10 protein-coding genes and 2 pseudogenes are annotated in these 9,782 nt (G+C 45.5%); 4 read left to right on the top strand and 8 right to left on the bottom strand.

The window, feature by feature from the left end:
• Positions 1 to 594 precede the first annotated feature (594 nt).
• Positions 595 to 1,062: a conjugal transfer protein TraD gene (traD, locus tag FHN83_RS26285; protein WP_064645523.1), complete on the bottom strand. Its 468-nt coding sequence runs from the start codon at positions 1,060 to 1,062 to the stop codon at positions 595 to 597.
• Positions 1,063 to 1,226: 164 nt separating this feature from the next.
• Between traD and mobA the strand changes: the two genes are divergently transcribed.
• Both mobA and FHN83_RS26275 read left to right on the top strand, forming a co-directional pair.
• The gene (gene mobA / locus FHN83_RS26280) at positions 1,227 to 2,324 is read left to right on the top strand and encodes a mobilization protein MobA (RefSeq protein WP_040113349.1); all 1,098 of its coding nucleotides are present in this window, start codon (positions 1,227 to 1,229) and stop codon (positions 2,322 to 2,324) included.
• Between the two features lie 12 nt (positions 2,325 to 2,336).
• Positions 2,337 to 2,921 (top strand): mobilization protein MobX, encoded by a 585-nt coding sequence (locus FHN83_RS26275; protein WP_040126191.1) that lies wholly within the window; start codon positions 2,337 to 2,339, stop codon positions 2,919 to 2,921.
• A 38-nt stretch (positions 2,922 to 2,959) separates the two neighbouring features.
• Here the strand turns inward: FHN83_RS26275 and FHN83_RS26270 are convergent, their stop codons facing one another.
• Positions 2,960 to 3,523 carry a hypothetical protein gene (locus tag FHN83_RS26270; RefSeq protein ID WP_255296771.1) on the bottom strand — a complete coding sequence of 188 codons (564 nt, stop codon included), beginning with the start codon at positions 3,521 to 3,523 and terminating at the stop codon, positions 2,960 to 2,962.
• A gap of 297 nt (positions 3,524 to 3,820) precedes the next feature.
• Between FHN83_RS26270 and FHN83_RS26260 the strand changes: the two are divergent.
• Positions 3,821 to 3,907: pseudogene (locus tag FHN83_RS26260) on the top strand (IS1 family transposase); the annotation flags it as partial.
• Here FHN83_RS26260 and FHN83_RS26255 read toward each other — a convergent pair.
• Positions 3,868 to 4,179, bottom strand: a pseudogene (locus FHN83_RS26255) (IS5/IS1182 family transposase); the annotation flags it as partial. The pseudogenes FHN83_RS26260 and FHN83_RS26255 overlap by 40 nt on opposite strands.
• Before the next feature lie 223 nt (positions 4,180 to 4,402).
• Between FHN83_RS26255 and FHN83_RS26250 the strand changes: the two are divergent.
• Positions 4,403 to 6,028 (top strand): phosphoethanolamine--lipid A transferase MCR-4.3, encoded by a 1,626-nt coding sequence (locus FHN83_RS26250; RefSeq protein ID WP_011638903.1) that lies wholly within the window; start codon positions 4,403 to 4,405, stop codon positions 6,026 to 6,028.
• Between the two features lie 337 nt (positions 6,029 to 6,365).
• Here FHN83_RS26250 and FHN83_RS26245 read toward each other — a convergent pair whose 3' ends face one another.
• The 5 genes from FHN83_RS26245 to FHN83_RS26225 all read right to left on the bottom strand — a co-directional run bounded on the left by FHN83_RS26245 (position 6,366) and on the right by FHN83_RS26225 (position 9,782).
• The gene (locus FHN83_RS26245) at positions 6,366 to 6,653 is read right to left on the bottom strand and encodes a helix-turn-helix domain-containing protein (RefSeq protein ID WP_172691904.1); all 288 of its coding nucleotides are present in this window, start codon (positions 6,651 to 6,653) and stop codon (positions 6,366 to 6,368) included.
• The gene (locus tag FHN83_RS26240) at positions 6,646 to 6,963 is read right to left on the bottom strand and encodes a type II toxin-antitoxin system RelE/ParE family toxin (RefSeq protein WP_040113353.1); all 318 of its coding nucleotides are present in this window, start codon (positions 6,961 to 6,963) and stop codon (positions 6,646 to 6,648) included. Before FHN83_RS26240 ends, FHN83_RS26245 begins: the two co-directional genes overlap by 8 nt.
• Positions 6,964 to 7,209: 246 nt before the next feature.
• On the bottom strand, positions 7,210 to 7,623 hold the full coding sequence (locus tag FHN83_RS26235) for a hypothetical protein (RefSeq protein ID WP_001229901.1): 414 nt from the start codon (positions 7,621 to 7,623) through the stop codon (positions 7,210 to 7,212).
• 41 nt (positions 7,624 to 7,664) lie between these two features.
• A protein-coding gene (locus tag FHN83_RS26230) for an IS3 family transposase (protein WP_088569307.1) occupies positions 7,665 to 8,752 on the bottom strand; the annotation gives its coding sequence in 2 pieces (ribosomal slippage) (positions 7,665 to 8,500 and positions 8,500 to 8,752; 1,089 coding nt in all).
• 79 nt (positions 8,753 to 8,831) lie between these two features.
• Positions 8,832 to 9,782 carry a replication initiation protein gene (locus FHN83_RS26225; protein ID WP_034167667.1) on the bottom strand — a complete coding sequence of 317 codons (951 nt, stop codon included), beginning with the start codon at positions 9,780 to 9,782 and terminating at the stop codon, positions 8,832 to 8,834.

The raw sequence follows: 9,782 nt of genomic DNA, 5'->3' as shown, positions 1-9,782 counted from the left end.
ACATCTCAATTGGTCTAGGTGATTTTAATCACTATACCAATTGAGATGGGCTAGTCAATGATAATTACTAGTCCTTTTCCTTTGAGTTGTGGGTATCTGTAAATTCTGCTAGACCTTTGCTGGAAAACTTGTAAATTCTGCTAGACCCTCTGTAAATTCCGCTAGACCTTTGTGTGTTTTTTTTGTTTATATTCAAGTGGTTATAATTTATAGAATAAAGAAAGAATAAAAAAAGATAAAAAGAATAGATCCCAGCCCTGTGTATAACTCACTACTTTAGTCAGTTCCGCAGTATTACAAAAGGATGTCGCAAACGCTGTTTGCTCCTCTACAAAACAGACCTTAAAACCCTAAAGGCTTAAGTAGCACCCTCGCAAGCTCGGGCAAATCGCTGAATATTCCTTTCGTCTCCGACCATCAGACACCTGAGTCGCTGTCTTTTTCGTGACATTCAGTTCGCTACGCTCACGGCTCTGGCAGGGAATGGGGGTAAATGATGCTACAGGCGCTTTTCATGGACTCACACGAGGAAATCTACCCATGACACAAGAAAAGCCCGTCACGGGCTTCTCAGGGCGTTTTATGGCAGGTCTGCTATGCAGAGCTGTCAGACTTCTTGCTGTTCAGCAGTTCCTGACCTCTGATTTTCCAGTCTGACCACTTCGGATTATCCCTCGACAGGTCATTCAGACTGGCTAATGCACCCAGCAAGGCAGCGGTATCATCAACAGGCTTCCCCGTCTGGCTGTCAACCAGACCCGCCAGGATAAGCAGTCCGGCTGACTGGTACAGGGCATGGTCACGGGCTTTACGGGCGGCTCTGGCTTCTGCCCGTTTTTCGGCCTGTATCAGATTCATGACTTTTGCTCTGGCTTCCTGCGCTTTTTCTGCTGCCTGTTCAGCCTTCATCAGCAAGGACAGCGTTTTGATATCCTGCGCTGTTTTATCCGCTTTATCCGTCAGTATCAGCATGAGTTTCTGCTGTTCATTCGGCGACTTTAAGCCGCGAATGTACTGCACTCTGTCTGCTGCCCATTTTTCCTGTTTTTCGCTTTTATTCATGCCCATTTATCCTCTGAATGTTGATGTGGAAATTATGGTCAGGAATGGCGGCCGAGGTCAAATGCAGGTAGAATCACTGATAAGCTTTTTATTATCAGTGCGCACTTAGACGTTTCTTCACTTCGTTCAGAAACGGTGCGCGCCTTCAGCGGGATAAAAACACGATGGCCTCCTATCACCTCAGCGTAAAAACCGGCGGGAAAGGCAGTGCCTCTCCCCATGCCGATTATATTTCGCGTGAGGGAAAGTATGCCCGTGAAAAAGACTCCGACCTTGAGCACAAGGAGTCCGGCAATATGCCTGCCTGGGCAGCGCATAAACCGACGGAGTTCTGGAAAGCCGCTGACACGTTTGAACGTGCCAACGGCTGTACCTACCGTGAAATCGAGATTGCCCTGCCGCGTGAGCTGAAACCCGAACAACGCCTTGAACTGGTCCGCGATTTTGTCCGGCAGGAAATCGGCGACCGTCATGCGTATCAGTTCGCCATTCATAATCCGAAAGCGGCGATAGCCGGCGGCGAGCAGCCGCACGCGCATATCATGTTCTCTGAGCGGATGAATGACGGTATCGACCGTGACCCGCAGCAGTATTTTAAGCGAGCTAACAGCAAAGCCCCTGAGCGCGGCGGTGCGAAAAAGGCACGTTTCGGGGAAACGCCGACAGAACGCAAAGAGCACCTCGTCGCCCAGCGGGAACGCTGGGCTGACCTACAGAATAAGCACCTTGAACGGTATCAGCATACCGACCGCGTTGATGCACGCTCACTCAAAGCTCAGGGCATTGAGCGTGAGCCTGAGCGGCATCTTGGCGCGGGACAGGTTCAGCGGTTCGATACTGCGCAGTTACAGGCCATCCTTGAGCGCAGGGACGCTGAAAGGCAGGCGGAGCAGTCTCGTGATGAACGTGACAGTGTGATTGACGTGACCACCTCGCTACGGGAAGCCATCAGCGAGCGGGATAACCTGACGATAAAACAAGAGCAGAAGCCTGAACCTGCGCAGGAAGACACTTCCGGCAGGGTTTTCGATTTTGAGAAAGAGCCGGAGAAGCTGAACGCACTGGTCAGTGATGCGCTGAAGGACGTACAGGACGAAATCGACCTTCAGTCCCTTGTGAACGAGACAATGGCGGAGTTTCAGGGGATACATCAGGAAATGGAGCGACTGGCAGAAAAACAGCGTCAGCAGGAGAAAGAACAGCAGAGACTCGCCGAACAGACACGACAGAAGCCGGATAAAGGCTGGTCATTTTCACGATAGACAGGATTTTTCATGAGCGACGACATTAAACAAATCGCTGCCCTCATCGGGCATCATCAGGCGCTGGAAAAGCGTGTTACCTCTCTGACTGAGCAGTTTCAGGACGCCTCAGCACAATTACAGCAGCAGAGTGACACGCTGAGCAGGCTCATTCGTGAGCTGGACAGCGCGTCCGGTAATATGACTGAAACCGTCAGGCAATCTGTTCATGCCGCGCTCATTCAGGTTGAGAAAGAGCTGAAACAAGCCGGATTAGCACAGCAGAAACCGGCGACAGAAGCGCTTAATCAGGCTACCGATACGGCGAAGGCGATGATCCATGAAATGCGACGCGAGATGTCGCGCTATACGTGGAAATCCGCGATTTATCTCGTGCTGACGATATTTTTCGTCATGGTTGCCTGCGTGACGGCATTTACGTGGTTTATGAATGACGGGTACAGCCAGATTGCTGAAATGCAACGGATGGAAGCGGTCTGGCAGAAGAAAGCCCCGCTGGCTGATATATCGCGTTGTGACGGAAAGCCCTGCGTTAAAGTGGACACCCGAGCTACGTATGGTGATAAAGAGAATACCTGGATGATTATCAAAAAATAACATAACGGCGCACATTGCGCCGTTATTGTTGTCGTGAATTACAGCGGCAGGGAGAGCGAAGCGGTTTCCAGCGATTCGCCCTCATTCAGCCGGTTTTGCATGTCGCTGACGAAGGCGTCCATCTGACTGTTGGCAAAGAATTTAATTCCGACCAGCCTGACGTCCTCATTTTCATCAATCACAATGCGCTCCCTGTCATTCAGGGTTTCGAGCATCCGCTCTTTCCATGCGTCATCCAGCAGACGGTCATCCCCTTTCGGCTCAAGGAAGACCTGCCAGTAAGCATTATCCGCATGGCGCGTCAGTATCATGATGAAGTCCGGCATAAAGCCGCGCACGCCGCCGAACTCCGTGAGCTTAAAGCGCGTTGACTGCTCGTCGTTACGCAGCACGTAAATATCGTCGTAACGTGCTCTGAGCTTCGGCATAAAACCTTCCAGCGTTTTCACCAGACGGTGCTCAAGCTGATTCAGTATCGCGTTATCGTACACGTACCATCTTTTACCGATGGTGGGTGCGGCGGTGATTTTCTGGTTAATAATGACCGACGGGTCAATGTGCAGGCTGTAGTCTTTAATGGGGTTTGAGGGCCAATGATGCAAAAAACCACGCTAACAGCGTTAGTTCATTGTTTATATTGAAATTGATAGGTACTGCGTTTACAGCCACTTCAGTCGTCATGGTGGGGCTGAGGGACGGGTCCGCTTGGAAAAAGGAAATTATCCTACGTTAAGCGTTTTAAGCTAACGGGTGATTTCGTTCCATTGAGCGCGAACCCCTGACCGTAAGGGATGTACGAAATGATCCGGCTGTCCGTTAATGGTTTTGCTTACTTTCGGACATGGGTGATGCTGCCAACTTACTGATTTAGTGTATGATGGTGTTTTTGAGGTGCTCCAGTGGCTTCTGTTTCTATCAGCTGTCCCTCCTGTTCAGCTACTGACGGGGTGGTGCGGTCCGGCAAGGCGCTATCCAGGGATAACCGGGCAAACAGACGCATGGAGGCGATTTCGTACAGAGCATCTTCCATCGCGCCATCGCTCAGGTTGTACCAATGCTGCATGCAGTGAATGCGTAGCATGGTTTCCAGCGGATAAGGTCGCCGGCCATTACCAGCCTTGGGGTAAAACGGCTCGATGACTTCCACCATGTTTTGCCATGGCAGAATCTGCTCCATGCGGGACAAGAAAATCTCTTTTCTGGTCTGACGGCGCTTACTGCTGAATTCACTGTCGGCGAAGGTAAGTTGATGACTCATGATGAACCCTGTTCCATGGCTCCAGATGACAAACATGATCTCATATCAGGGACTTGTTCGCACCTTCCTTTACATGTAACTTTTAGGTGAATTGGGCTCAATTCACCTAAAACGGTCTTATCTGTTAAGTTTGTTGGTGACTCATTAAAATAACCTTTTAATCATAAGGTTATTTTAATGAGGTCAAGCTAGTATTGTTTTTTTTAGCAAAAAAGGGGTTTTTGTGATTTCTAGATTTAAGACGTTATCGGTTAACCAATTCACTTTCATCACTGCGTTGTTTTATGTTGCCATTTTCAATCTACCGCTCTTTGGTATAGTGCGAAAAGGAATTGAAAAACAACCAGAAGTTGATCCCCTTTTCATCGCATCTATGCCGCTATTTTTAACATTTGCGCTGAGTTTTTTGTTTTCAATTTTTACCGTCAAATACCTGCTGAAGCCCTTTTTTATCGTATTGACGTTACTTTCCTCAAGTGTATTTTTTGCAGCCTATCAATACAATGTCGTGTTTGACTACGGCATGATAGAAAACACGTTTCAAACACATCCTGCTGAAGCATTGATGTATGTAAATCTTGCATCAATTACCAATCTACTGCTGACTGGGCTATTACCGTCATATCTTATTTATAAGGCCGATATTCATTATCAGCCCTTTTTTAAGGAGTTATTGCATAAATTAGCCTTTATGCTGCTAATGTTCGTTGGCATTGGGATAGTCGCCTTTTTTTACTATCAAGATTATGCTGCATTTGGTCGAAACAACAGTGAGTTAAGGCGTTACATTGTCCCTACCTATTTTGTCAGTAGTGCATCTAAATATCTCAATGAGCACTATTTGCAGACGCCCATGGAATACCAACAACTTGGCCTAGATGCGAAGAATGCCAGTCGTAACCCGAACACTAAACCTAACTTATTAGTGTTTGTTGTGGGTGAAACTGCGCGCTCAATGAGCTATCAATATTATGGATATAACAAGCCAACCAATGCTCATACCCAAAATCAGGGGCTGATTGCGTTTAACGATACTAGCTCATGCGGCACGGCCACGGCGGTGTCTCTACCCTGTATGTTTTCACGAATGGGGCGGGCAGACTATGATCCTCGCCGTGCTAATGCTCAAGACACAGTGATTGATGTGTTAAGTCATAGTGGTATAAAAGTACAGTGGTTTGATAATGATTCTGGCTGTAAAGGTGTGTGTGATCAGGTTGAAAATCTCACGATAGATTTGAAGAGTGATCCGAAGCTGTGTTCTGGCCAATATTGTTTTGACCAAGTATTGCTCAACAAATTAGATAAAATTCTGGCAGTAGCACCAAGTCAAGATACAGTAATTTTTTTGCATATCATTGGTAGTCATGGACCAACTTATTATCTTAGATACCCGCCAGAGCATCGTAAATTTATACCGGATTGTCCGCGCAGTGATATTCAAAATTGCAGTCAAGAAGAACTGATTAACACCTACGACAACACTATTCTATATACGGATTTTATTCTCAGTGAAGTGGTGAATAAATTAAAAGGTAAGCAGGATATGTTCGATACTGCAATGCTGTATCTCTCTGACCATGGTGAGTCTTTGGGTGAAAAGGGCATGTATTTACATGGTGCGCCCTATAGTATTGCACCGAAAGAACAAACTAGCGTACCAATGCTGGCTTGGGTATCTAATGACTTTAGCCAAGATAATCAGTTGAACATGACTTGTGTTGCACAGCGAGCAGAACAGGGCGGCTTTTCCCACGACAATTTGTTCGACAGTTTGCTAGGACTTATGAATGTAAAAACCACCGTCTATCAGAGCCAACTCGATATTTTTGCACCTTGCAGGTATTAGATATGGCTGTAAATGTTTTATCTTAGGGGTGACATATTCACCCCTTAAATCTTGGACTAACAATGTCCTCTATTGTTACATTTAGCTCTCAATCTTCCACAATGAGTTATCACGGTCTTTTAGACTTAACATCAATTTGCCGTTGTGAAACTAGAACAATGGCTTACAAGCTGTAAATGCTAACTTTACATTTTTGGCGCGTTGGGCAAAATTAGCCTATTTATATCCCTTAGGATTATCTCATATGTGTGAAATGATGGTTTTTTGCAAAAAAACTCCTTGTTCAACATAAGCGATCTTGCACGCATCAAAAGGCTGCTTAAAGCGGCCTTGAAAATTACAACGTGATCTGAGGGTGCTTAACACCGCATGCTCTTGCGTATCGAGCCAGTGTTTCAATGCTAGCCTTAATCACATTAGATTCCATGCGAGAAACGGTAGGTGGAGTAACACCCATGCGTTCTGCCACCTGGGCTCTTGTTAATCCTGCGTGATGACGCCATTCAGCGAGCATAGCTTGAAGTCTTTCCTTGCGCTCCTCTGCTTCATAGGCTGCTTGAACCTCAGGATTAGACATCAATTCATTCCTAACATGCTCCCAAGCGATACCTTTAACTTTACTCATTTAGCATCTCCTTAAGACGTTCAAAGGCCATAGATATTTCACCCGATGGGGTTTTCTGAGTCTTTTTAATAAAGACTCTAAGTAGATAGATATTCCTGCCTTTCTGATAAACATAAAGACCTCTGGCAATATCCGTCCCCATCGTCCTTAACTCAAATAATCCATCCCGGAGTGGTTTGCTATCTGGCTCTCGTAATGCAGTAGCGTTGGTTTTAAGTTTATCAATCAGGCGAATCATCTTCGCTCTGACTACTGGCGGTAAGCCAGCCAGCTCATTTGGTACATCATCGTGCAATATGACGTTAAACACTGGTTCGCCCTCCATTGCGAAATATTAGCATAAAAAGCAATTTGCGTTATAGGGTAATTTTATGGTTTTTCTGCTGTATTTAACATAAGCGATCTTGCGCGCACCACTGACCTGGTACTCACCCCTGAAACCCGCCGGAACGTCCAAAAGTGCGTTTTTTTCCGCTCGCAAACTGGCTGTTTTGGTGTTGCCGACTTGTTATCAGAATCGCAGATCCGGTTTCAGTCGGTTTGCCGGCTGAAAACGCTATTTCTTCCAGAATTGCCATGATTTTTTCCCCACGGGAGGCGTCACTGGCTCCCGTGTTGTCGGCAGCTTTGATTCGATAAGCAGCATCGCCTGTTTCAGGCTGTCTATGTGTGACTGTTGAGCTGTAACAAGTTGTCTCAGGTGTTCAATTTCATGTTCTAGTTGCTTTGTTTTACTGGTTTCACCTGTTCTATTAGGTGTTACATGCTGTTCATCTGTTACATTGTCGATCTGTTCATGGTGAACAGCTTTGAATGCACCAAAAACTCGTAAAAGCTCTGATGTATCTATCTTTTTTACACCGTTTTCATCTGTGCATATGGACAGTTTTCCCTTTGATATGTAACGGTGAACAGTTGTTCTACTTTTGTTTGTTAGTCTTGATGCTTCACTGATAGATACAAGAGCCATAAGGTAATCCCCCCATTTTTAGCAGAGGTCAATAGTAGAACTTAGGCTGTGCGCAGCTCATGTTGTCTTGGCGTATAACCACCCAGTGCCATATTCGGCCTTTCGTGATTATAAAACCACTGCCATTCTGTCGCGTAGCGTTGTAATTCATCCAGCGAACAAAATAAATACTGCCCCAGCCAGTCATAACGCACTGTCCGGTTATAGCGCTCAATATAAGCGTTTTGTTGCGGATTTCCCGGCTGAATAAAGTTGAGTTTTATTCCGTTATCCTCCGCCCAGTTTATTAATTCGTGGCTCGTGTATTCCGGGCCGTTGTCACATCTGATTGCGGCGGGTTTACCTCGCCATTCAATGATCTGCTCAAGTGTGCGTTTTACCCGACTGGACGGCAGCGAGAAGTCCACTTCTATTGCCAGGGCTTCCCGGTTGAAGTCATCAATAATGTTCAAAAGCCGAACTGAACGGCCATCTGAAAGCTGATCATGCATGAAGTCCATTGACCAGCATTCGTTGCTGTATTCCGGCACCGCAAGCGGCTCTGGCTTATCACGCTTCAGCCTCTTTTTAGGTTTGATCCGCATATTCAGTGATAATTCGCAGTAAATTCGATAAACGCGTTTATGGTTCCAGCGAAAACCTTTCACATTACGCAGGTACAAAAAGCACAAACCAAAACCCCAGTTCCGCTGGCTGCCTGTAATGCGCAGTAGCCAGCCAGCAATACGCTGATTTTCTACAGAAAGACGTGGCAGATATCGATAGCACGTTTCACTGACAGAAAAAATCTGGCAGGCCAGGCGGATACTGATTTGCTGCGTGCTGACGGCGTGTCTGGCCATCTGTCGGCGTTGAGATGGCCTCACCACTTTTTTGACATAGCTTCCTGAATAACTTCAGCTTTAAGTCGCTCTTCGGCATACATTTTCTTAAGACGCCGATTTTCATCTTCCAGTTCTTTGAGACGCGCCATCAGAGAGGCATCCATCCCGCCAAACTTTGACCGCCATTTATAGAAGCTGGCGCTGCTGAAGCCATGTTCCCGGCACAGCTCAGGGACCGGTGTTCCGGCTTCAGCCTGTTTCAGAATGGTCATGATTTGGCTGTCGGTGAAACGTGATTTTTTCATAGAGATCTCCTCAGTTGAGATTACGAGAAAATTCTACTTATGAACACACTGCTTTTTCGGGAGGATTACCATAAGAACCTCAGATCCTTCCGTATTTAGCCAGTATGTTCTCTAGTGTGGTTCGTTGTTTTTGCGTGAGCCATGAGAACGAACCATTGAGATCATACTTACTTTGCATGTCACTCAAAAATTTTGCCTCAAAACTGGTGAGCTGAATTTTTGCAGTTAAAGCATCGTGTAGTGTTTTTCTTAGTCCGTTATGTAGGTGGGAATCTGATGTAATGGTTGTTGGTATTTTGTCACCATTCATTTTTATCTGGTTGTTCTCAAGTTCGGTTACGAGATCCATTTGTCTATCTAGTTCAACTTGGAAAATCAACGTATCAGTCGGGCGGCCTCGCTTATCAACCACCAATTTCATATTGCTGTAAGTGTTTAAATCTTTACTTATTGGTTTCAAAACCCATTGGTTAAGCCTTTTAAACTCATGGTAGTTATTTTCAAGCATTAACATGAACTTAAATTCATCAAGGCTAATCTCTATATTTGCCTTGTGAGTTTTCTTTTGTGTTAGTTCTTTTAATAACCACTCATAAATCCTCATAGAGTATTTGTTTTCAAAAGACTTAACATGTTCCAGATTATATTTTATGAATTTTTTTAACTGGAAAAGATAAGGCAATATCTCTTCACTAAAAACTAATTCTAATTTTTCGCTTGAGAACTTGGCATAGTTTGTCCACTGGAAAATCTCAAAGCCTTTAACCAAAGGATTCCTGATTTCCACAGTTCTCGTCATCAGCTCTCTGGTTGCTTTAGCTAATACACCATAAGCATTTTCCCTACTGATGTTCATCATCTGAGCGTATTGGTTATAAGTGAACGATACCGTCCGTTCTTTCCTTGTAGGGTTTTCAATCGTGGGGTTGAGTAGTGCCACACAGCATAAAATTAGCTTGGTTTCATGCTCCGTTAAGTCATAGCGACTAATCGCTAGTTCATTTGCTTTGAAAACAACTAATTCAGACAT

Origin of the sequence: Leclercia adecarboxylata, from assembly GCF_006171285.1 — a bacterium.
Taxonomy (GTDB): domain Bacteria; phylum Pseudomonadota; class Gammaproteobacteria; order Enterobacterales; family Enterobacteriaceae; genus Enterobacter; species Enterobacter barmai.
The sequence above is the reverse complement of the archived record's forward strand: the minus strand, read 5'-3'. Positions and strand labels throughout refer to the sequence as shown.

Excerpts from the sequence above, each read along its gene's own strand:
- traD (WP_064645523.1), bottom strand. The coding sequence starts at position 1,062 with ATGAATAAAAGCGAAAAACAGGAAAAATGGGCAGCAGACAGAGTGCAG.
- mobA (WP_040113349.1), top strand. The coding sequence starts at position 1,227 with ATGGCCTCCTATCACCTCAGCGTAAAAACCGGCGGGAAAGGCAGTGCC.
- FHN83_RS26275 (WP_040126191.1), top strand. The coding sequence starts at position 2,337 with ATGAGCGACGACATTAAACAAATCGCTGCCCTCATCGGGCATCATCAG.
- FHN83_RS26245 (WP_172691904.1), bottom strand. The coding sequence starts at position 6,653 with ATGAGTAAAGTTAAAGGTATCGCTTGGGAGCATGTTAGGAATGAATTG.
- FHN83_RS26235 (WP_001229901.1), bottom strand. The coding sequence starts at position 7,623 with ATGGCTCTTGTATCTATCAGTGAAGCATCAAGACTAACAAACAAAAGT.
- FHN83_RS26225 (WP_034167667.1), bottom strand. The coding sequence starts at position 9,782 with ATGTCTGAATTAGTTGTTTTCAAAGCAAATGAACTAGCGATTAGTCGC.